The sequence below is a fragment of the Veillonella sp. DNF00869 genome (assembly GCF_001553345.1).
Taxonomy (GTDB): Bacteria; Bacillota; Negativicutes; order Veillonellales; family Veillonellaceae; genus F0422.
Window position 1 is genome coordinate 1,744 of record NZ_KQ960758.1, and the last position, 24,949, is coordinate 26,692.

15 protein-coding genes are annotated in these 24,949 nt (G+C 33.7%); 5 read left to right on the top strand and 10 right to left on the bottom strand.

The features are described from left to right. From HMPREF3032_RS01425 to HMPREF3032_RS01460, 8 genes are all read right to left on the bottom strand, one after another. The coding region (locus HMPREF3032_RS01425; RefSeq protein ID WP_062401274.1) for an ESPR-type extended signal peptide-containing protein at positions 1 to 4,999 on the bottom strand (4,999 nt) is incomplete at its 3' end. Between the two features lie 1,700 nt (positions 5,000 to 6,699). After that, positions 6,700 to 8,100 (bottom strand): hypothetical protein, encoded by a 1,401-nt coding sequence (locus tag HMPREF3032_RS01430; protein ID WP_062401276.1) that lies wholly within the window; start codon positions 8,098 to 8,100, stop codon positions 6,700 to 6,702. Between the two features lies 1 nt (position 8,101). Beyond that, on the bottom strand, positions 8,102 to 8,665 hold the full coding sequence (locus HMPREF3032_RS01435) for a super-infection exclusion protein B (protein WP_062401278.1): 564 nt from the start codon (positions 8,663 to 8,665) through the stop codon (positions 8,102 to 8,104). A 218-nt stretch (positions 8,666 to 8,883) separates the two neighbouring features. Beyond that, on the bottom strand, positions 8,884 to 9,753 hold the full coding sequence (locus HMPREF3032_RS01440; protein ID WP_062401280.1) for a GIY-YIG nuclease family protein: 870 nt from the start codon (positions 9,751 to 9,753) through the stop codon (positions 8,884 to 8,886). Continuing rightward, positions 9,743 to 10,036 carry a hypothetical protein gene (locus tag HMPREF3032_RS01445; protein WP_062401282.1) on the bottom strand — a complete coding sequence of 98 codons (294 nt, stop codon included), beginning with the start codon at positions 10,034 to 10,036 and terminating at the stop codon, positions 9,743 to 9,745. Before HMPREF3032_RS01445 ends, HMPREF3032_RS01440 begins: the two co-directional genes overlap by 11 nt. Next, on the bottom strand, positions 10,033 to 11,952 hold the full coding sequence (locus HMPREF3032_RS01450; RefSeq protein ID WP_062401284.1) for a DEAD/DEAH box helicase: 1,920 nt from the start codon (positions 11,950 to 11,952) through the stop codon (positions 10,033 to 10,035). The genes HMPREF3032_RS01445 and HMPREF3032_RS01450 overlap by 4 nt, the downstream gene beginning before the upstream one ends. Then, positions 11,945 to 14,659: a class I SAM-dependent DNA methyltransferase gene (locus tag HMPREF3032_RS01455; protein ID WP_062401286.1), complete on the bottom strand. Its 2,715-nt coding sequence runs from the start codon at positions 14,657 to 14,659 to the stop codon at positions 11,945 to 11,947. Before HMPREF3032_RS01455 ends, HMPREF3032_RS01450 begins: the two co-directional genes overlap by 8 nt. Before the next feature lie 49 nt (positions 14,660 to 14,708). Further along, positions 14,709 to 15,548: a helix-turn-helix domain-containing protein gene (locus HMPREF3032_RS01460; RefSeq protein ID WP_231723393.1), complete on the bottom strand. Its 840-nt coding sequence runs from the start codon at positions 15,546 to 15,548 to the stop codon at positions 14,709 to 14,711. Between the two features lie 205 nt (positions 15,549 to 15,753). Here HMPREF3032_RS01460 and HMPREF3032_RS01465 point away from each other — a divergent pair, with 205 nt between their 5' ends. The 5 genes from HMPREF3032_RS01465 to xerC all read left to right on the top strand — a co-directional run bounded on the left by HMPREF3032_RS01465 (position 15,754) and on the right by xerC (position 22,364). Next, positions 15,754 to 15,945: a helix-turn-helix domain-containing protein gene (locus HMPREF3032_RS01465; protein WP_062401292.1), complete on the top strand. Its 192-nt coding sequence runs from the start codon at positions 15,754 to 15,756 to the stop codon at positions 15,943 to 15,945. Positions 15,946 to 16,414: 469 nt separating this feature from the next. Beyond that, positions 16,415 to 16,735, top strand: coding sequence for a hypothetical protein (locus HMPREF3032_RS01470; protein WP_062401294.1), 321 nt, complete (start codon positions 16,415 to 16,417; stop codon positions 16,733 to 16,735). Further along, on the top strand, positions 16,728 to 18,581 hold the full coding sequence (locus HMPREF3032_RS01475; RefSeq protein WP_062401296.1) for a type IV secretory system conjugative DNA transfer family protein: 1,854 nt from the start codon (positions 16,728 to 16,730) through the stop codon (positions 18,579 to 18,581). Before HMPREF3032_RS01470 ends, HMPREF3032_RS01475 begins: the two co-directional genes overlap by 8 nt. A 17-nt stretch (positions 18,582 to 18,598) precedes the next feature. After that, positions 18,599 to 21,184: a MobF family relaxase gene (mobF, locus tag HMPREF3032_RS01480; RefSeq protein ID WP_062401298.1), complete on the top strand. Its 2,586-nt coding sequence runs from the start codon at positions 18,599 to 18,601 to the stop codon at positions 21,182 to 21,184. Continuing rightward, positions 21,153 to 22,364, top strand: a complete 1,212-nt coding sequence (xerC, locus tag HMPREF3032_RS01485; RefSeq protein WP_062401300.1) for a site-specific integrase — start codon at positions 21,153 to 21,155, stop codon at positions 22,362 to 22,364. The genes mobF and xerC overlap by 32 nt, the downstream gene beginning before the upstream one ends. Before the next feature lie 17 nt (positions 22,365 to 22,381). Here xerC and HMPREF3032_RS01490 read toward each other — a convergent pair whose 3' ends face one another. Beyond that, a complete protein-coding gene (locus tag HMPREF3032_RS01490) occupies positions 22,382 to 23,482 on the bottom strand; it encodes a hypothetical protein (protein ID WP_231723394.1) in 1,101 nt (366 codons plus the stop codon). Continuing rightward, entirely contained in the window at positions 23,457 to 24,947 is a 1,491-nt protein-coding gene (locus tag HMPREF3032_RS01495; RefSeq protein WP_062401302.1) for a DUF5677 domain-containing protein, read from the bottom strand. The genes HMPREF3032_RS01490 and HMPREF3032_RS01495 overlap by 26 nt, the downstream gene beginning before the upstream one ends. Between the last annotated feature and the right edge of the window lie 2 nt (positions 24,948 to 24,949).

The following is a 24,949-nucleotide window of genomic DNA, read 5'->3' on the forward strand; positions in this document are numbered from 1 at the left end:
CATTTAAGCCGTCTTTACCAGTTAAGCCTTTCGGACCAGATGTACCATCTTTGCCATCACGACCATTAGATGCAGTATCACCTACTTTCGCTAATTGAGCTTTTACAGTTTCAGCTAATCCAACTGTAATTGTATCTCCTTTTGCTGTCGTAGTGATTTCGTTATTAGCACCATTCACATGTAATGTACCTGTTGCCAAGGATAATCCTACTTTAGCTGTATTTTGATCCTGCGCATCTTTTGTTACATTACCAGCAAAGTTTAATGTAGCATTACCAGATACAATATTTCCTAAATTAGTAATTGCATCATCTACATATTTTTTATTCGCTGCATCGCCATTATCTTTAGCTTCTCCTACATTAGTGATTTTCATGCCACCGGCATTGATACCATCTTTACCGATTGTAACAGTTTTAGTTTCACCCGCTGCTCCACCTTGGCCTGCTGCAGTATTAGCGATAGATACACCATCTGCATCTAATGTAACTGTAGAGCCTGTTGTACCATTTCCACTGCTGATAGATGTGATATTTTTCAATTCACTAGCAAGTTTTACATTTAATGTGTCTGCTGCAGTACCATCTTTTTTCACAGTAATATTATTTTGACCGTGGATGTTTAAAGTTTCTCCTAATTTACGAGTTACTTTATCTGCTGCTGCATCATCACCAGCAAATACCATACCTTTTTCAACGATACCATCTACTTTTCCTTCTAAAGTTGTTACTTTTCCTGCTGTTTCAGAGATTTTTGTATTTTGTCCAGCATTTGTAGCGTTCAACTTATCAATAGCATCTTTTAAGGTATTTGCCGTTTCATTTGTGCCATCTGCTTTTGTAATACTGAAAGTTGGTCCTACTACTGTGCCATCTGCATTGACTGTAGTGCCACCGATTACATTTGTAGCTAAATTTCCTACAGCTGCTAATTTACCTTTTGTAGCTGCAGATAAATCTAAGGAATATTTACGTACTTTATCTGTACCTAAATCTCCACCAGTAATCGCAAGTCCATCACCTGTTACCGCTACTGTAGTATCGTTAGCATTTACTTTGTATGTCGTTACACCTGCAGTTGCTGTATCTTTTTCAACAGTGGTATTAATACCGTCTGCTACTTTCACAGCATCTTGTGCTGCGCCTTTTGCCAATTCTTTAACTGTAGTTTTTCCTGTATCAGATAAATTGCTTAAGTTTTTATCTGCTGCATTATCAATAGTGCTACGAGTCGCTTTATCTAAACCAAATGTAACTACACCATTATCACCTGTTGTGATTGCTAATCCAGATTTTGGTACATTTGTATCTGCTGCTGTATCTGTAGCTGCAGTGAAGTTAAATCCATCTTGTAATTTAACTGTTTTCTTAGTATCTCCATTACCTGCTTTATAAGCAATACTTGCATCTAAGTTCTTAGCAATTACTTTCGCATCACCAAAGTCGACTGTACCTTTGTCTCCATTAGCTGGAGCTTTTACAGTGACTGTAGTATTGCCATTTTTGATTACTAAATCTTGCGAACCAGTGCCAGCGATTTCTTTCATGCCAGATAGTTTATCAGACAATTTAACAAGTAGACCATTGGCACCATTAGCAGCATCTTTTTCTACACGAATGTTAGTATTCGGCGTGGTAGATGTGTAATTCGCACCACCTTTGACAGTTAATGTTGTATCTAAAGTACGTGCTACACCTTGAGTATCGTCACCAGTGAAAGTAATCGCTTTCGTTTTGAAAGTATTATAATCGGACTGCAAAGTATCTACGACAGATTTTTTAGCAATATCTTTAATGGTAACGCGAGTGGTTTGATCTTGGTTATTACCATTTTGTTGAATCAAAGAAGCTGTACCATCAGTAGTTACTGTATACTCACCTGATTTGATGTGCATCTCAGCTGTTTTATCAATTTTATTATCAAGAGCTGTTTTTACTTTGCCTGAGGTAACAAGTTTGTTATCCTCATTCGCTGCTCCTACAGAACTAGCAACATTCGGTGTAATCGTAACAGCACCATTATTATTATTTACTGTTAAAGCAGCTGCATTCCCGCTAGTTACTGTTTTTACAACATTTGTTACATTCAACGTAACAACACCATTGGAATTAGAAATGCCAATATTGTCGCCTGCTTTTAAAGTGACACGTTTTTTAGTTTGATTATTCACAGTTTGAGGCGCCACATCAGTTGGGTTAGCATCTCCCGCATTTTGTGTACGTAATAACCACTCATTGGATTCTAATGCTTTTAACTGTTTTAAATTAACCGCATCATAATCTCCGATTGCACCAGCAACACCAGTCAAACGACGAGCAAATCCTGAGCCACCAGAAGTCCGTTTTGTACCGATGGCCACAATACCATTACCTTTATCATTGGAGTTATCTTCTCCGATATTATCTAGCAAATATGGTGATACACGAGTTGCTCCTGGATCTGTACTGGAGTTCACTACGTCACTTGCATTAACCTCTGTAGACCACCCAAGAGCTACACTACCTTGGCCCGCCAATACTTTTGCATTCGTGCCAATCGCGACTCCATGTTTTGCATCCACAGCCGCTGTAGTTACACGTCCATTTGTATCTTTTACTTCAGCTACACCCACTACAGCATTGTCACCAAGAGCAATACCAGAAGTGCCATGTGACTGTGCAGATGTACCAATAGCAATCGCATTTTTAGTAGAAGCGATGACATTTTTTGTATCATCACTAGATCCAATACCGATTGCATTTTTACCAGATATATTAACAAAATATCCTAATGCAGTACCATATCCTGCTCCCGCTTCTACTAAATTTCGAGCACCCACACTAATCGCTTGATTCGCATTGACTGTAGAAGTATAACCAATATTTGTACTTCCAGAATTTGTAATAGATAAATCATAACCTACAGCTGTAGATTTTTCTGCTGTTACTACTGCGTTTCTACCAATCGCAACAGCTCCTAATGCTCGTGATTTTGATAGATAACCTACAGAAACACCATCTGCTGTTGTTGATTCTGTATCAATACCAACAGAAACTGCACGCTTCCCTCCTGCTGAAGCACGTAAACCTACCGCTACAGTTTCTATTTCAGAAGCTGTCGTGTTCGTACCTATAGCTACGCCATTATCCTTTAATGCTGATGCACTATTACCAACAGCAATAGCGGAGCTACCTATTGCTTGAGCCCCTACACCCGCTGCAAAAGCATGTGAATTCGTGGCTTTTGCCCCATTACCAATAGCGGTAGAGGCTTCTCCCGTTCCTTGTGCAGAAGTACCCAATGCGATGGCATCGGTATGACTTGCTACAGCTTCTTTACCAATAGCTGTTGCGCCTGATGCCTTACCTTGTGCTCTTGTACCAATGGCAATGGAGCTTTCACCTGTAGCCATTAACTTTTTATCATCAGCAATGCCGTCATCACTGGAACCAATCCCAATAGCATTTTTTCCACTTACACTTAGAGTATAACCAATAGCTGTGGAATATTGACCTCCTGCTTCAGTTTTAACAGTAGAACCAATATTGACAGACTGATTAGCTTTTGTATACGAGTTATAACCTAGAATCGTACTAGCAGAAGCATTATCACTAGCGGTGATATTCATACCAACTGCGGTGGTATATTTCTCCAAAGCCTGTACATTTCTACCCAAGGCTACAGACCCAGCACCTTTAGACTGTGCAGCGGCACCAATGGCAATAGAAGCTTCGCCAGTCGCTTGATTCGTTATATTATTAAATGTACTACCAATACTAATAGAGTTTTTACCAGAAGCTAAGCTTTCACTACCTGCTGCAAATGCATTACTCTCTGTTGCTTTCACTAGGTGACCGATTGCTGTAGAAGACGCTCCTGTGCCTTCCGCAGATGTGCCAATTGCAACCGCATGGTTACTACTTGCTAAAGCCAAATTACCAATCGCTGTGGATCCTAAATTGTTAGCTTGTGCTGCTGTACCAATAGAAATGGCATTTTCACCTGCTGAATTTAATTTTCTACTACTATTTTCACCGCTAGAACCGATGGCAACTGCATTTTTACCCACCGCTCGCACTTCATAACCGATAGCTGTAGCTCTAGCTTGAGTCGCCTGAGCATCTGTACCTATAGATGTAGCATTTTTATCAGATGCTAAGGCTTTATAACCAATGGCTACTGCTTTTTCTGCTGTGGCTTTAGTTTTTTCTTTATTATCGGAAGCTGTATTACCTGCAGGTGTTGGTTCACCACCATCACCGCCACCGATGGCGATAGCATTAGCTGCACTAGCTGTAGCACCACGACCTAAGGCAGTAGCATTACCACCTGTAGCAATAGTACGGACACCAATGGCAACATCGCCCCATTTATCATAATCATTAATAGTTTTACCATTATCAGTATTGATATCATTATTGGGCACACCATTTTCATTATATACATTAGCGCCCGCTAACGACTGCCACCCTACAGCTATGGCACCATTACCATAACCACGAGAACTAACACCGAATGATGTAGCCCCTGTTTTCTTAGCTCGTGATTGTTCACCCATAGCAATGCCATGAAGGTCTGCCTGTGTATTATATCCTACACTTACCCCATAATCGTCTGTAGCTTGAGCAGTACGTCCAATTGCAACGCCAAAAGAATGACCTATGATCTGAGCTCCCTGCCCCATTACTATATTTGAGTTTCCTTGCGCTTTTGCATCTACACCAATAGCAATCCCTGGCTCAACTCTCCTAGCTCCATCGCCTCCAATAGCTGTTCCATCAGAATAGCTGCCTGAGCCGATTGCAATAGTCCCATCGGTTACAGTATTACCTCCAGCCAACGATACTGATGCTCTTGCTGCTGATACATCCGTTACCAAAGCGTCAGACCCCACAGCCATAGCTGCCAAGATACTAGCCACAACGATTTTCTTTTTACCAGAATGGTTCTTTGCCATTTCAGATACAACAATATAACATTGTTTTGACTTACTCCAAATTACCTTAAAAATTTTGTTCATACTAAACTCCTATACACATATGTTGACAACATTTATATAACAAACTAGTGATGCTCACTTACCATACATACTGCTAAGCTGAGCATTTATGGCACAAAAAAAATTGAATGCTTACGTATTTCATAATCAACTTATTAAAATAGATAAACATTCATTATTATTTTATATATATTTACACACCATCCTTTGGGGACACCTCCTCCAGTCTCTCTTTTCACACTAAAAGCCTAACACAAACTACTTTATTAAAAAAATAATTTTTCCATTCTATTATATACTAATTCGGTGCACATTGGAATAGTTTTTTTACAAAATTTATTCTCTTTAGCCAAATTTACAGCTAAAATATCGATGTACCAACATTTTTTGCATCTACTCTTGTAAAAATATAGTAAAACTACATAACCATATCGAATTAATTGGAAATAGATATTTTTTCTCCTCCTACTTTTATAGGTAATTCTATTTCTCAATTATTCTAATTACATATATACGCCTTTATAAGCTTAACTATACCAATACAAGAACATATCACTTACCTTGTATAAAAATTCAATACAAAACTACCAAACTATCTTCAAATACAAAAATTTCAACTATCTTGGACACCTGTTTCTTTTCATTCACCAAGTTTTGCCAATACCGTCAAAGTCAAAGTTCATGACTGCGTCATAAGCATCCTAGATATCTCACCAATAGAACCCTCTAGCCTTATTCGCCACGGAAATAGAGTAGCATTTTTTCTTACACTATGCTATACTACAGGTACAGACAAGAAGAGCCATCAACGTGTGAACGGCGTTAGGCTCATCTCAATGGCAAAAAGAAATGGACCTAACGTGTGAGGTGATCAGACCTCTTTTACGTTAGGCCATTTTATTATTTATTTCAATAAATCAATAAAATGAATTAGTAATTCCAAAGCTAAAATGATCAAATAGAACTTTTCAAACTCGGTCATACTATCACCTCCTCCTATTATAGGAAGAGATGAGCCCAACTCACGTTGATGACTCTTTAATTTTTATTATAGCATAAATCGTGCATACTGTTGATAACATTTAATACTACTTACAATTATAAACAGAAACAAAAGCACCTTGTCGAAACAAAGTGCCAATCTTGGTGATCCAGGAGGGATAGCGGCAAGCTTAGACCTTTAGGAGCCACAGACGACGAGAAGGTCTTAGCGATAGCATCCCTCCCACACAAAAAGGATCCTACATCAAGTAGAATCCTTCGTACTCTGGTGATCCAGGAGGGATACGTAATCGACTTAGTGTGCTAGGAGCATAGCGACGACGCACGCTTAGTCGATACGATGTTCACCCCGAAGCGTAGCGAAGGGCCCTCCAAATGAAAAAGCACCTTGCCGAAGCAAAGTGCTAATACTTGGTGATCCAGGAGGAATAGCGGTAAGCTTAGACCTTTAGGAGCCATAGGCGACGCGAAGGTCTTAGCGATAGCATCCCTCCCACACAAAAAGGATCCTACTTCAAGTAGAATCCTTAGTACTCTGGTGATCCAGGAGGGATTCGAACCCCCGACCCACGGCTTAGAAGAATTAAAGATGAGTTTATATACAATATAAGGGCCATTTGTTGTATATAGTTTACAAATAAACATTATATTAAGTATATATATTCCATCGACTATAAATAGGATATATTTTATTGCAAGCACAACTACATAATTTTCCTTTAAAAAATCCTAAAAAATCCATCTCTAATACATTCTGTTGCCTTATCCTGATCAATTCCCGCTCGATTAAAAATTGAAAAATAAACGATTATCATTAGATGCGTAAAAATATCTGTTCCATCTTCCCACTTAAACTGGTGATGTGTAGCCATATTACGCATATTTTTAAATGATTTTAATTTTTTTAAAAAATCTTCTTTATCATAAGCTTCAAGGCTACCTGGACGATCTTTAGCCACACACTCTAATCCATCTTTATACTTATAATACAAAATCTCCATAATTTCTCTAAAAGATGGCTTGTAATTATTTAGGTTCGACTGAATAATGCTTATAACCTTGTCTTTTATTTTTGCATCAACATCATCTTGATTAATAAATTGCACTAACTTCTTAGCAAATTTTTTAGACTCTTTCTTTAGTTTCTCATTGTCTTCACCTTTATCAGATTGATGATATTCCCATTCGATAGATGCACTGATATCTGTTATTTGAGTATATTTAATATATTTTTTCTCATCACTATTTTCTGACAAAAAACGAAGCTGAGGTGCTTTATTTACATCATTTAACAATGCAAATAAAGATGGAAATTCTTCTTCAATCCTATCTATCTTTATTACATCATAAGCCTCTAATGGTTTAATTTCTGACACTATACGACCCTTATTTACATAGACCTCTGCAATCGCTTTTCTCCAATTATCTCCATTTACATTATACTCATTTGTTAATTGAATTTTATACTCATGAAAGTGTTTTCTAGTTAAAAATGTTAATAATGTTTCCATATAATCATAATACTGAGGTATATTAACGAATTCTTCTTTTTCATTAAACCTATAAATAATTCGGCTATTTATGTTATTTTTTAAATCAGGAATTCCTTTAAAGACAATCTCGCGCTTTACCAATATATCATTAATTACTTGAAACTTCATTCCATTAACTTCTACATCCCAACTTTTTCTATATTCCTCAGGTGAATCATAACTAATGCCTTTAAAGTCCTGATTAATAGCTTTAGCTACGGGATTAATTAGATTAACTTCTCCTCCCCAAAAAATAAGTTCATCAAACTTTAGATTTGTAAATGCTCCAAATTCTTTACTTTCTATAATAAAGCGAGAGGTAAACTTAATTGCACCAATATCGTAGCTTGACATTAATGTATATGAAATTCCTCCTGTTAATTCTATAAAAAGATTCGTTCCATCATCAGTAATACCATTTAACCACTCTGGCATCCCCTGTTGGGGAAAATCTTCAGCCCACTCTTTTAATTTACATATATCTGTTTGTTCCTTAGGAATCAAAGTTATGACAAATCCTCGAGTTGAAAAATAGCACTCTATATTTAATGATGGTATTACAGTAATCCCTGAAAAATATTTTTCCATTTTATCCCTCTATAATATTATGTATCGTAGCTTCTTTCTCAAAATAACTTTCTTCTAAGTTTATTAATACTTTAGAATTACTATTTATAAGTTTAATCACCCACGATTGTAACACATGTGGAACTAACAGCCTATCCATCTCTAATGCATCTGTTAAATAGTATCCATAAATAACCGTTATAATATTTTCATCTTTAAGGCGAACTACTGCCCCATCACCCAATCTCAGTTTTAAAGTATAATTCTCAGATGTATACATCATAAATAGGATCGCCTTTTCATAAGTTGATAAATCTAATATAGTATGCTTGTCCTTATAATATATATTATAAATTAATTTCATTTTTTTATAAAAATATTTTAAAATTAATCCAACTCCTGATATTAAAGAAACTATAAAAATTAGGCCTAGAATATATCCGTACTCTTCTCTAATATTGAAAAGGTATATTTTTTGAAGTATTTCATCTGATAAAAATAATAAACTACCCGAACTAGCACAGATTATATATATAATCCAGTTAGGTAACTTAAATAAATCTTCTAATGAGATATTAAAGTTCATTCTTTCTCCTATTGGCTATTATTATAACTCAGCTATTGTTACTATTAACTAATTATGTTTACATAATTTTTTATACTTAGAAGAATTAAAAATAAGTCTATATACAATACAATAGTTGTTTTTTGTATATAACTTACAAATAAGTACTCCATTAAGTATATATATTCCATAATATATAAGTAGAATATATTTTATTGCAAATGCAACTACATACCGAATCACACTTGTAAATCAATTACCATCTTATTAATAATATCTTGGATACTCTCTAAGTCTATCAGAAACCATTCTTTTATTGTCATTTGACGGCCATTAGGGGCTACTACAGATAAATCCAGTCTTTTATCTGCTAGCACATGATGAATATATTTTTCTACTTTTCTAACATCTATATTTTGAATTTCAAACTGGCATACAAGTTCTACTGGTGCAAACAAATATGTTGATTCATTCGCCGTATTATCTAGCCTTTTTTTTATATTCTTTGCACAACCAATCTTATATAGATCTTTCATGTTTAGAAATTGAGGGTCCTCTCCTGCATATCTTACAACATATATAAATCCTGTAGTAATACTTTTATCAGCTCCCTCCATTGAATTATTATTCGCCTCTGTTACAAAACGACCATTGCGTTTTTTATCATAAAGAGAAGAAATTAAGCTTAATAACTTTACATCATTCTCAGTCCCATTGTCATAAACAATATGAATTTTATCATTCCGATTAGTTGAACTTTCTTTACTATCACCTGTTTTAGGGTCGTAAATCCTGTCAATATAAAGCATTATTCCATTATCAATATAAAAAGAGCCTTGTTTAATTGGATTCGCCTTACTAATTTTATCTCCTGTATGAATATCATCAAATGATTTAATCTGTCTATACCCTCTAGCTACCTCATCTCGAACTTGTGCGAACCTCCATTTATACTCATTAAAGCCCTCACTCATTCTTTTACGTTGGCTAGAACTTGCTTTAACAGCCACTGTTCGTCTATAACGCTCATTACTGAAAAGATTTTGATCCATCTCTAAGTCTGTAAACAAGCTTTCATCTGATAATATATCATCTAAATCATCGTGCATCTTCCTCACCACCTAAGAGATTAAAAATATCATATTCTTTATATTTCATCCATTTATCTGGATTATTCCTGATTCCTTTAAGTCTTGAGTACAACTTACGTTCTTTCATGACTTTTGATTGTGTAGGTTCCGTTCCATGTTCCTTCATCCAATCAATAATTTCTTGAAACTTTTCAATCTCCCCATCTATTACTATATTTTTTTTAGGTTTAATATCTTCAACTAATAAATCAAAAAGGTCATCCTTGAAAATATCTTCTAAAGTCGCAAAGTTTTCAATCATACATTACGCTCCTGTTTTAATTGCGCAAGTTTAGCAAGCGCATAATATAGTCTTACTTCCTCAAGATTCTTACTATCTCGTCTAGGAGACCTTCCATACTCTTGTTGAAAGGATTTTATTTGTGGATACAGTATTCTAAGTTCATCATTAGTGAATTCGAACTTTTTAGCATCAAAAGCACGTGAAATTAACTGTAAAGTTTTTGAGTCCACATCTCTAGAAATAACCTCGTAAGCTGATTGAAAAGGATTGACAGAGTCAATAAGATCAATACTTAAATCTTCAATATTAACAAATTTGTCTGCCATTTTTAGTAGCTGTTTATTATCTTTATCTCTCTCAGCATTAGTTAAGGTAAGATCTACAACAGTATACTGACGAACCTCTTCAACTTCCTGTTGTGTCAAATCGGGATATTTTGTAGCAATCACTCTCGGAATTAGCTGTTTAGTAATAACTTTTGCATCAGCACCTGTTGAAATAGCGGTTTGAAGAAGTTCATCTTGTAATATTGAAGCTTTTATTTCGACTAAATCTTGCTCTATTATCTTTTTGACACGTTCAGTAGAAATCCTTGGTAGTCCACGAATAGATATAACTGGTTTATCTATATTCGGATTTGGTTGATCTTTAGGCTTAAATTTAATAACCGGAGATAAAACACTTTCCATTAATAAACTTGCTGTAATTGCCTTCATGATATTATTAACAGCATACTGCACTTCCTCATTATCTGCATCAGGTTCTGCTATGAGATTAGTAAACATCGCTTCCGTTTTATTAAATGAATCTCTTGTAACACGTCCAATAATTTGTACTACCTCTGTTAAACTTGAACGATATCCAATTGTTAAAGCATACTCTGCGAATGGCCAGTCAAATCCTTCTTTAGCCATCCCTAAGGCAATAATCATATCTAAATCTTCAACTTTATCCATTTGCGCCAAATATCCAGCTACTTTCTCTCTTCCATCCTCTGTAACCAAATCAGCAACTTTAAGGATTCTTCCAGTCTTCGTTTTAATATAGGTAATACCTCGCTCATCCTTTTGTAAGTATGTGCCGAGTACATCCAAAATCTGATCCACTTCTCCATATTTATCTTTAGTTGACTCCCCAGAGTTTACATTAGGAATATGGATAATAGTTTTTTTATCTATAAACTCATCCTTTAGTTCTTCTAAAGCATCTATATATCGACCTCTATAAAACTTATAAGACATAGCAAATGATTTTAAATATTTATAACCTTCTAATTGCTCATAGTAAGTATATGTCACTCTATCAAAAAGTTGCTCATCTGAAGGCTCTAAAATTGGAACTGAGTCACCACGAAAATACGATCCAGTCATAGCAAAAACGTGCGCACTCGAATTTTTAAGAATGTCACGTAATGCAGCCCCTAACACTGAGTTATCTTCCTGGGAAACATGATGAAACTCATCGATAGCAAGTAAACATGAGTCAAAGTCTCCAGCATCTAACTTTTCAGAAGCAAAACGTAATGTTGCATGAGTCGAAATAAGAATATCATCTGACGGGTCTGAAGACTTCATAAAATTGATAAAAGCATCAACTTTGCTCTTTGACGTACCACCTGTTGTTAAATTATTTTCATCTTTCACAATCCAATCCCAGTAGTATCCATATTCAGAAAGATTCGTTGATTTAAAAGACTTTCCTATAGATTTTTCAGGCACTGCAATAATAACCTTTTTTAAACCTTGATTTCTTAATTTATCTAACGCAACAAACATAAGTGCACGAGATTTCCCTGAAGCTGGTGGCGCTTTTACCAGCAAATGCTGTGAATTTCTTTTTTCATACACACGTGCTTGCATATCTCGCATCCCTAAACTATCTGTATTTACGGATGTTTGTTTTTGACCATATGTCACTTCAAATAACTTACTCATTAATTATCTCCTTATAACATTTAAGCAAATAACTTAATCTTTCCTCATCTGATTTGAATGGAGTATCTCTATATGCTCGTTCAACAATCTCATCAAGCTTATGATGTGCATTACGAAGTTCTTCTGGCATTGTATCTCTATGATATAACTCTGCTAGACTTCCACCCAATTCTTCTCTCAAATCAAGAATATTAAAAATTTGTTCCTCTATCATACTCTTACGCTTAGCTGATAATTCTGGAACCGGAAATGTATTGTACACTAAACCTGTTGAATAGCGATAATCCGTTTTTAACTTTCCTCCAACAGCACATACCCAAATCATATGCATCTTTGATTGTAATAAGCCTAATAGCCAAACAGGAGCTCCATAAATCGTTATTACCGCATCTGAAACCATCGCATTATCATCATCTAAAAAATCCATGGGAATATACTCCCTATGTTCAGAAGAAACTCTAGGTATTAAAATTGCTTGTCCAAAAAAATCTTTCGTTTCACCAAATCTCCACGGCATTTTAGCTAGTTCTTGGGTTGGCTTAGATTTAGATGTTAATCTATATGTTTTAACTCGTTCTACCCGTTTCGAAACAATCGGATTGCGTGAAAAAAACTTATAATCTTTTTCGGACATATAAAGAGCATATCTATAGGTGCCACGAATAAATTCCTGACCATTTATATATTTTTTAAATAATGGCTTAATATCTGGGAATAAGGCTATAGCTTCTTCATATTCAGCTATTTCAAAAATTAAGGCCCCCCCATCATAACCACCATTGCCCCTGCTCATCTTAGGTAGACCCGCCAATGAATTTCTACTATTTCGAACTAAAATATTTTCTCCATTCGTTAAATATGGACTAATATTATTCACTATAACTCTTTTATTATTCGCATCAAATAGTTGCTTCTCACTTTTAGCATTCGATAAATTTGATAATCCAACGATGGCTATTGTTACACCCGCATTATTAGCTGCCGAATTCCCCCACTTAAAAGATGTATAAGCAAAGTTTATTGAGGCTTTTGTTAACAATGGTTCCCATATTATAGCAACTTGCTCGCCCTGAAAAATGGAGTTCGTCGTAACAAATGCCAGTTTAGCATTAGCTGAATTAATGAAGTCTACACCTTTAAAAAACCAACCAGCAATATAATCCATTTTGCCAAACCCATCAGCCTCTTTGGTCGCCAACTTAACATCTAATTTTTGATTTTTTGACTGTAAACTTGATCCAATATATGGCGGATTACCTATCAGATAAATTTCACTTGTATCATCGTGATTTACTATTTCATCCCAATCTAAAAGCATTGCATTCCCTTGTGTTATATTACCAACATCTTTTAAAGGGAGGAATGCTGGTTTCCACAAAATTTCTCGTTCAGCCTCTACATTCATCTGGTATTCTGCAATCCATAAGGATAATCTAGCTACTTCATGCGCAAAATCATCTAACTCTATACCATAAAAGTTACTAAGATTAATCTTAGAAGCTTGGAACATATCAAATTCATAATTTTTTTGAAGTTGACGTATAGACTTTAATAGTTTGATTTCTAATCTTCGAATAGATTTATATGTAATAATCAAAAAATTACCTGATCCACATGCGGGATCAAAAAATTTTATTTTTGAAATTCTATCATATAAGTTAATCAAGGCATTCAAATAAATATTTTTATTCTCCCGTCGTGTTCGTTCAGTTATATTTTTTTCTTCATTTTCATTAATTTTAGCAATAATATCCAGATAATCTTTTTCTAGTTCATCTAAAAAAAGAGGTCGTATCACCTTCATGATGTTCTCAACACTAGTATAATGCATTCCAGATACAGATCTTTGCTCTTTGCTAGCCACTGTTTGTATCATGGCACCTAATATATCTGGATTTATCTCATTCCAATTTAATAATTCACCAGCTTCTATAATTAACTTCCTTGTTTGTTTATCAAAAAGCAAAGCCGTATGTGCCTGAGTAAATAGTTTGCCATTTACATAAGGGAATTCTCTCAGCCATTTATCTTGACTCTCTCTATCAGGAATATCCAGACTAGCAAAGATTGTGTTAAATACCTCATTTAAATCTGTTCCATCTTCCTTAGACCTCATTTTTATGGCATTTGTTAAAACACCTTTAGACATAATACCCGTATCTTCAGCAAATAATAAAAAAAGAAGTCGAATCAAAAAAAGATTAAATTCTTTTTCTTTTACAGTTTGATCTTCAAATTGATTTATTTTTCTTAATTCATCATATAATCGTGTAAATCTTTCCGCAGCTTTAATATCTGCTGGGCTCTCTTTTGCGTAATCAGCTTTTTCAATACCATTCCATGGTAAGAAAAATTCAACATATAAAAATAACTCGCTAAAAGCAATGCTTAAAGTATCATTTGTCACCAAATCTTTAGCTGCTAATTCTTTATAGTCTGTAGCGATAATAAAACGAGGCTTAGAATTTCTATTTGTAAGATTGCTCTCAACTTCTACCACTTTAGCAACAGGTGATTGTCCATCTTGTATTACATTGAATGAAACTTTATTTTTTACTTCAAATTCTTTGTTATTCTTAATTCTAGTCAAAGTAGACTTTGGAAAATTATATAAAGCAAGAAAATCATAAAAAAAAGTATTCTTATCTAAAGTATTTATTAATTCCTTTGTCCGATCCTCTATCGTTACAATATCAAACTGTGCCATCATTTTCCCCTAAAATACACCCTATTATAAATTTTCTATTATAGCAATATTATTTGAAATTACTTTTTATACGTCGTAAACGCCTCATTAATAAGCTGCTCCGTTCTTCATCTGATAAATTCAACCATGTGGTTAGATGAGGCATTGCCCCACTAGTTGAACTATAATTTAATCTAACCTTCTCATTAGAAATCGGTTTCCATAGATTCGTCAAATACTGTGGGTCCATACATGGCAAAGCTCCTATAGGTGGCTTAATACTCTCTTCATTCCAGATTAATAAATTAACAAGATACTGTGATTGCATGGCCATCGCACCTACATATTCTTTCATAAATGGAAGTCCTAGTTTCTGCTGCATTTCAAATAAAAATTCTTTCACACTTAATTCATCTGTTAAGAAAAGACATTCATATAATCGTTGATTACTTTTTTCTTTAGAAAATTTAAAGCATAAGAATTGATTTAAAGCATCCTCATCTTTGGGCAAATCCATATTCCAAATTGTTAAGCCAAAAATATAATCTAACCAACCTTCTAATCGCTCTTCCTCTTGATTTTTATTAATAAAAACAAAGCTATAATTAATCATTCCAATTGGACAAAAATAAACGAAATCTTTTTCTAAAAATGGTTTATCGGTTCTGCCTAATAAGAAGTCTATAGTTACATTGAAGTATCCAGCAATAGCTACTAAAGCATCAAAAGAAGGCATTGAAACTCCTTTTGTATACTTAGTTATCGCAACTGGCGCCATACCTAAATTATTTGCTAATTCTTTCTTTTGGAGTCCAAACTCTTTTATTAGCATCTCCAATCTATTAGAAAATTCAGTTTTTGCAGATATATTTACGCTACGAAAATTCATTAAACTATCAAAAAACTTCATAATTTCCCCTTTCTCTTCTATTGCTTTTTTATTTTATATATATTATAATATCCTCAATAAATCTATAATTGCTTATTTGGCAATTAATTTTTATTTTTGTTTTGATTTATTATTTTTAACTTGCCATCTAAAACAGCTAGCATTTATTTTTCTATTATTATATTATATCAAATTTGCAATGTTGATACAACGAAAGGAGGATATCATGAATCTTTATACTGTTCGAGAAGCATCAGAACTTTACTTCAACAAAAATATTAGTGTCAGCCATATCTACAATTTAATTAGAAGTAAAAGTCTAAATTGCATCTATATTGGTCATAAAATTTTAATCCCAGAAGAAGCTTTAGAGAATTACTGCAAAGCAAACTTTAATATTAAACAGGAGAATTTATAATGAAAAGTAACAAACCAACTTACAAAAAGCAACGTGATTATTATGCTATTACACTCCCCAACGGAGAAATTAAATATGTCCGAGACCGTATTAAATATCGGAACAAAATATCACAAAATAAAATTTCTGATCTATGCTGCGAGAGGCGCTAGAGTCTATTACTTTAAATAGTCTTTAGCGCTTTTTATTATCTCTATTTTAACTATATATTCAAACTATTTCCAGAATTCAATGGGAACATAGATACATCACTCCCATCCAACCATATAGTATCTAGCTTTATAGCGGTAACATACCTAAATAAATTTGCCCTATATCTCCACTTGTCGAAAAGTGTGTTCCCATAATAACTTTAGTAACCAAGCTATTTTCTAACTTTATATCCCCTCGCATGCAGTGCGTATGGTGTATGAATGGATTAGCTTGCTATCTATTCGCATTTCTAGTTTACAAACTGTAGGAGGTTAGTATGACCACAGGACGAGCAAATGACTCTATTAAAATATATTGTGATAGCACGTTAAAAAAGCAAATTAAAAATACAGCAAACTTAGAAAATAAAACCACCTCTAATCTAATAAGACAAATTATAGATGAATACTTTCAGCAAAAAGTTTTTCATAAGCCTAATGCTGATACAAATTCATTAAACAAAGATATCTCTAGATTAGAACTCTTTATAACCATGTGTTTTAAAGATTTATTCTATGCTCTAGGTAAAGCTGAAGCATTTGAAGGCATCTGTAAACATGTATATACAGATAAGAAAGGCGGTGAAATCCATGAATAATGTAAATAATCACATTGCCTTTAAGGAGATCCAAAAAGGCAAATTAGTATTAAGCCTTATCAAAAAATACTTATTAAAAGCTATTGGCTTTACCATACTTCTAGAGTTGGTCATTTCTGTATTCTTACTTTCAGCATTCTTAAAAAAATCAGAAACTATTGTTTCCATTCAAAATATTCCTATAACTAGAGTAGTAGCTTTGGAATATATTAATCCGTTAAATACGGATACCACCAATATATCCACAGGAAGCTTTATATCTAGCCATAAATTTGATATTACACTAGATCCACATCAAAAAATTAAATTCAAACTCTACAAAGATATCATTAATGAACTTACAAATAATAGGCTCTTTAATCTAAAAGAACGCTATACTCTATACCTTTGGCTTAGTTTATTAGTTAGTGTATCTAGCTCTATATACTTAGCTTATTATCAATACAAAAAAGATGTTCAAATTTCAAAAAAGGAGATACATATGCGAGGCATGCAGTTATTAACTCAAAATCAAATTGAAACTATATTAAAAGATAAACCACATGTTTTATCTATCGGAAATATTCATATCCCCACAGATACAGAATGTAAACATATCCTCGTCTTCGGTGCTAGCGGATCTGGTAAATCGGTTTTATTAAGCCAGTTCCTGCATCAAATCAATGACTATAGTAGTAAACACCAAGATAAGCGGCATTATATCTTAGTTGATGTTAAACCTGAATTTGTAAGTAAGTTCTCTACACCAGATGACTTTATCTTTTGTCCGTTTGATAAACGATCATTAAATTGGACTATCTTTAATGATATAGATGATATTTCAGATTATGACACTTTCGCTTCTCTGTTATTTGAAAATAAAAATGCCAAAGACCCTTATTGGGGCTTGGCTTCTGCTGCTATATTTGCTGATGGATTAAAATATCTAGCTTTTCAGGGTAAAACTAAAAATAAAAATATTATTGATTTCTTCAATCAACCTATCGAAGATATTAAAGAAAAAATCAATACCTTACCTAGTGAATTAATCACTTCCAATCAGCATTTAAACTCTGCCGAAGGTACTATCAGTTCAATCATATCTACCCTAGTGGCTGGATTACTGCCATTTAAACATTTAAAAGATAAACATGATGGTACCCCAGAGTTCTCTTTTAAGCGTTATATTCGAGAAGAATACAAACGCAGTAATGGAACTATTCCCAATCTATATTTCCTTGTACCTTCCAACAGACAACAAATTATGGCTCCTCTGTTAGCTTTAGCCATGGATATTATGATTAATGAAGCCCTAACATTACCAGAAAGTAAATCTTGTCGTTTATATTTTATAATCGATGAAATTGGCAGTGTAAATAAAATTCAACTACTACCTGATTTAGTCACTAAAGGACGTAGTTATGGCATCAGTATACTAGCACTTACACAAGACCCCGGCTTACTACGAGATAAATATGGACCTCAGGTTATGCTATCCTTCTTAAATAACTTTGGTACGCAGATTGTTTTACGTATCAACGATTCTAGTACCGCTAAAGAGTTGTCAGAGAATTTTGGCTCAGAAGAAAAGTTGGAATATAAAGCCTCTATCCAACTACAAGAAGATGGCAAAAAAACACCTTCCTACTCTAAAGATACCGTTACAAGCGCTTTAATTCTCCCTAGCGAACTCCAAAATTTAAAACCTTTCGAAGGGTATGGGAAAATTGTAGGATTCAATCCGTTTAAACTACTCGTACCTAAAGTTTTCTTTAATCAGAAACATGTAGAAAACTTCATCCCTATAGATAAGGAAACTATTGAAGACTATAACTTAGCCTCAAAGTTCCACAAAATTAAGAAATAAAAGGAGAGTGCTGTAATATGTTGACTACCTCAAATATATCTATGATTCAATCAGGTGAATATTATGGAAAGGATGACTATTACAGTCGAACCTTAACAAAAGAAGATTTCTGGTATGGACATGGCTTATTATCACCATTAGGCGAAGATATTCCAAATCCATACCAGGATATCTCTACCCCTCTTACTCATGCAGATTACGAACAAAAAAGAAACTCCCTGAAAAAAGAGTTTCCACCAGATTCAAAAAAGTTAGCTATTGATCTAACCTTTTCTCCACCTAAATCAATATCTATTGCTATGCTAGATCCAACTTTAAAATATCAACTAATAGAAGCTCATAATCAAGCAGTTAAAAACGTACTTGCTTATGTAGAGTCAAATTACATTATCTGGAGAAAACATACTAACAAAGACAACAAAACAAAGCATATAAAAACACAAAATGCTTTATTTGCTTGTCTACAACATCGTGTATCACGTGAACAAGACCCACAATTACATACTCATTGTTTATTATTCAGAAAAACTATGGTAGATGGAAAAATTATGACCATAGAAGACCGCTTTATCCACTCCAATCAGTACCTTCTATCTCTAATGTATGACAATGAACTATCTAAAGCCCTTCAAGAACGTAGGATACCTCTCCGTGAGTCTAATAGTCTTGATCAAAAAAATAAACATTTTGAGATAGATGGTATCAATGATACTTTAATTGACCACTTCTCTAAAAGGAAAAATCAAATTCAACAATACCAAGAAACATATGGATTTTCTGATAGTTGGGAAGGTTCACACGCCGCTGGCTTAGCTTCACGAAAAACTAAGTCTGCCGAAAATTTGCAAGACTTAGAAAAAATGTGGCTCCAAGATATTAGTGATCTAGGTGGATTTGTAGTGGAAAAGACTCCAGAAACATCTAATTCTACAAGACTACTGGAGATAGACACTATAGTTAAAAACTCTATTACTTTACTTCAAGAAAAGTCCTACGCCTTCTCTAAAGCCGATCTTATGATAGAGGTATATAAAGAAGGTATGATGATGGGTATAACGCTTCCAGAGTTTGAAAAGTCATTTGACACACATCTACAGATAGACCTAATTAAAGCTGGTTTTAGAACCCTTAATAATGAGGTATATTATACTACACCTAAAAATATCGCACGTAAAAAATATATAGATTCTATTCTCTTACAAGAGCGCATAGAAAACTATGCAACTCTTTCTGATAAAAGTGCTATAGATAAAATAAATACCATTTCAAATGACCTTAAAGCTAATTATGGTTGGGAGCTTACTAAAGGACAAAAAGAGGGTGTAACTAAAATGTTATCAACCTCTGAGAAATATATAGCAATTGAAGGAATTGCTGGTTCTGGAAAGACTACCATGTTAGAACAAGCTAAAAAATTATATCAGGATCAAGGAGTTAAAGTTATTGGTATGGCCTTCACTGGTAAAGCAGCCGAAGCTATGGAAACAGAAGCTGCCATTCCTTCCCAAACAATTCATAGGTATCTTAATCAACTATCGCCTTCCACACCTCATGATACGTGGGATTTTTCATCTGTAAAGAAAGCTGATAATCCAGAAGTATGGATTGTGGATGAAAGTTCCATGCTAACAGACCATTTACTAAGCAACATACTCAAAGCCTCCGAGCAAAGAAATGCTAAAGTAGTATTCTTAGGCGATCCAAATCAACTACTCCCTATTGGTACTGGTAATGCTTTTGCTAGAATGACTCGAGAAGGGGATGAACAAGTACCTACTGTACGTATGCGTGAAATCAATCGTCAAGAGGAAGGATCTAATTTAAAGAAAGCTGTAGAAGCATTATCTGGCAAGTTTGATGATATCGACTCTAATTCACCCTTATCATATATTAAGAATAATATTGTGGAAATACCTCAACGTCTATATCGACTAAACTCAGTTATTCATGAATACTGTACTTATGACACCTCAACACAAGATAAAACTGCCATTTTAGTAGCACTCAATAAGGATAGAAATGATATAAATTCAGCTATACACAAGAAGTTAGTACACAAAAATAATTTAAACTCTGAGCAGATATTGCCTAGTATTACCCAAAGTGGACTTGAAGAATCAAAGCTCTATGCAATCGGCGAAAAAATAATATTCACTAAAAATGATTATAGAATAAAAGATACCGAAGGTAATCGCGTAGGAGTTAAAAATGGACAGCTTGGCAAAATCACCAACATCGAGGGCCATACAGTCACAGTAGAAACAAACTCAAAACAAACCGTCATCTTTGATACCCGAGAATACAAGCATTTCGATTACGGCTATGCTATAACTACCTTCAAGGCACAAGGAATAACCACAGACAATGCATTAATTGTACATGATAGTACCCAAAAAGGTTCTAATACAAGGAACAAAATATATGTGGATGTAAGCAGAGCCAAAAAGTCCGTTAAAATATTTACAGATGATCGAGAAGCCCTTGCAGAGCAAGCTAAACGATATCATAAAAAGATTACCGCTGAAACCTTCTCTCATCATTCTACTAGCAATAAGGAAAGGAATAAGAATCATGTCAAAGAAAACAAAACTAAGACGCTCTAACGGTGAAGGTACCTTTCGTCAAAGTAATGGAAAATGGTATGGTCAATTTAGTATTTCCAAAAACAATAAACTAATCCGTCGTTCTTTTTCTGGAGATACTAAACTGGATGTATATAAAAAAGGACAACAATGGATAGAACTTGAAAGCTTAAACTCCTCAAATTTTTCATCCAAAAATACCAAATTAAATGAACTTTGTTTGTATTGGCTAGATGAAATAAAACGAGTTAGTGTGAAGCCAAAAACCTTTATAAAGTATACCTCTACTTTGCTTCTTTATATTCTCCCCTATTTAGGGCAAAGAAAAGTATCGTCAATTTCTCCTCAAGATATACAGGAACTCCTTAACCAGTGGAATGATGGAACTCTAAAAGGAAAAAAAGGACATGTTATCTCATCTAGCACAATACGCTGCACTAGACGGTACTTATCTGAACTATTTGAATATGCTGTAAATATAGGATTAGTATTAAAAAATCCAGTCAAGCTGACGAAGCCTCCTAGATTAATAACTACAGAGATTCATACATTATCCATCGAGGAAATCCATCGATTATCCTCTGCAATGAAAACTCAACTCATGGATCATATAGATTCGCCATATAGAATTAACTACTATGCTTCTTATATAGCAGTAAAAATAGCTTTAGGCACTGGTATGAGACTAGGAGAAGTGTTTGGTTTATGCTGGGATTGTGTTGACTTAATACATGGACATATATCAGTACGACGAACAATACAAACAGGTACTAAAGGACAAATATTTCAAGATACAAAGACAAAAACTTCTCGTCGTTGTATCCCTATCAGCCAAGAATTACAAACTGAATTGAATACTTATAAAGAATTCCAATCCAATTATGTCAAAGAATTAGGAGATAAATGGACTGATTCCTATGGAGTTGTTATCTCAGGTACCTTTGGAAAAATTCTATCAACAAGCAATTTCAAATCTAGATATTTTATACCAATATTAAAACAACTAAACTTAGACCATATAACATTTCATGATCTCCGTCATACCCATGCTACACTTCTACTGTCTCAGAAAATAAACCCTAAGATAGTGCAAGAGAGACTAGGTCATTCTACAATTACACTAACATTAGATACATATTCGCACCTAGTACCTGACATCCAAAAAGAAGCAGTTAATGCTTTAGATAGTTTAGGCATATAACCCTTCCCTTTCAAAAATTAATTAGCCTCTTCATTAATTTTTGAATATAAAGTTGCTAGATTATTATCCACTACTTTTTTTATATCTTTCAAGTCCATCATCTCCATCAAATCAATATTTATGTCTAGCGTACTTATAATATCTAAGTATTGTTTTAAAGAGATTTTTTCTACAATCGATCTATCAAATGCCAAATAGATTAAATGACAATAAATTGCATGTTTAAAAAGTATTTTATCTGCACTGATTTCATTTTCCAAATGTTGATAGCAAAGCCAACTGTAGTAATAAAATGCGGACTTTGACCTTATGTAAGGTATAACTTTATATTCTTCTGATAGTAAAAAAATATCAATTGCCTGTATCAAATAGCCTATTATTGATAATAAAAATACAGAGTTATAATCTTTAACTTCACAAAAATATCTTAGGAAGGGTACTTTGGTGCTATGACTAATAAGTCCTTCCATTCGCGCTTCAAATGTATCCTCCTGTACATCCTCATTAAATAAAAGAATTCCATCTATCGATTCAGGTCTTAGATGGTTCTTTATGTCTACAATTGTACAACATGTTTTCTTATATGCTTCAATTGATTCTATATCCATAAATAAATTCAAGAATAATTGTTCTGCTAATGAATTAATTTCACTAGATTCCTCTGTCCTATTATTTCCCCTAACAGGTAATAACCAAATGGGCCGTTCTTCCAATTCTAATAATTTGATGTTATCACTGATAAGAAATGAAACATGCTCAATCATAGCTTGAGTATTAATTTTCTCATGACTAGACAGTCTTAGAGTCGTATCGCACATTTTAGCTAAAGGATCATCCATTATATGAATTTTTCCTTGAGCTAAAAAAGGATAGTGTTCAAGACCATCAATATCTAAATAATCTGCTGCAGTATAAAGATAGGCACTATACCTTTTAAGTTGATAGTTTAAAAAAATATCTACTAGAGTTTCATGTTTCTTCCAAAATATGAGAACAGAATCTAAAATATTTTCTACATAATCCGGATTCCTCGTAAGAGAATCCTCAATTTTAAGTAATAATATCTTATATTCATCCTGAATTTGATTAAGCCTATCCATTAACTGATTTTGGATCAAATTTATTCACCTCAACTAACAATTTATCAGGAATTCCATATTCTTCATTAAGAACATTCACAATATGATGCATTAGCAATACACAATCACTCCATACAGATGTTAAGTTATCATGTTGCTCTATAGAAGGTATACAGTGATATTGATGTGCAGGATTATCACATTTCACAAAAGAGCTTTCTCTAACACTCCCCCAAAAGCCATGCTCATAAGATGTAAGATATTCATAATAAGTGGCATAAAGATCTGCCAAACCCGTGATTTCTGCCTTCTTCCTAATATTATTATCGTCAAAATACTTTGTATTTATATCTAAAAACTCAGGTCTAAAAAACTCTTCAACTAGAATATTTAAATACTTTAAAGGAATATGAGTACCTTCACCTTCTGGCATATTGATTTTATCTTTATTTAATTCACATACTAGTTTATACTTTCCTAAACCATATAACTGGTAATCCTTCCAGATATTATCGTGATTATTCTCCTCATGAATTAAATACTTCATTATGATAAGTATTTCAAATAATCCCCGAACTGAACTTCTTCCAGATATGCTATTATCTAAATCATGTTTATATACCTCATAAAATCGATTATATGCAAATACAGCTAACCCCAAAAGCACTGTCATTTTTTCATCTAAAATTAGAACATCTTGTTTGATTGAAATAAAGTAATCAAAGATATTTTGAAATGCCACAACACACTGGTCTTTATTCAAATTCTGCTCATCTACTTCGCTAAGATTAACTGAAAATAACTTGCATGCAGACATACAACTTAAATCCTCCCAAAATTTATTCAAATATACTAAATTACTTTTATCCATAGATTGAATAGCACCAAATATCGAACGAACAAGAGGTCGAATTGTGTGCATTTTTTCATTCTCATGAGGCAATCTCGCATAATCGTTCAAATCATCAATTATATATTTCTGCCTCTTCATGAACTTAATTTTATTACATATTGAGTGGAAAAATAATACAATATATTTTATATCAGTAGTCATATTAGTTTGACTCCCCATACATTCTTGCATTATTTGTTCTATTTTTGATAAGCGTTTCTCAGAACTCATCTTATTATAAAAATTACCATTAAACGTTGGATACTCATGTATATCAAAAATGAGCGTTAATGGCTCAAGTGTATTATCACCAACAAATAATCGAATATAACTGAATAATTTCTGCTGATTTTCTACTGATTCAGCAAGAAGTGTAGAAAACCTACAATCTTCAATTTTAGGGTTTATCTCTTTCCAATATTTCAAAATTTTAACAGATTGATTAATTCCCTCTATTCGCCCTAATTTATCAAGAATTAAAGCTAACCAAATATATTCAGGGAGTTGTCCATATGTCCAACTTTTTTCATTTTCTAGCGGATTAGCAATTTCATTCCATATAGATTGAAAAATTCCTTTTTTCCATGTATGTCCAGATAACTTAGGTTTCATGA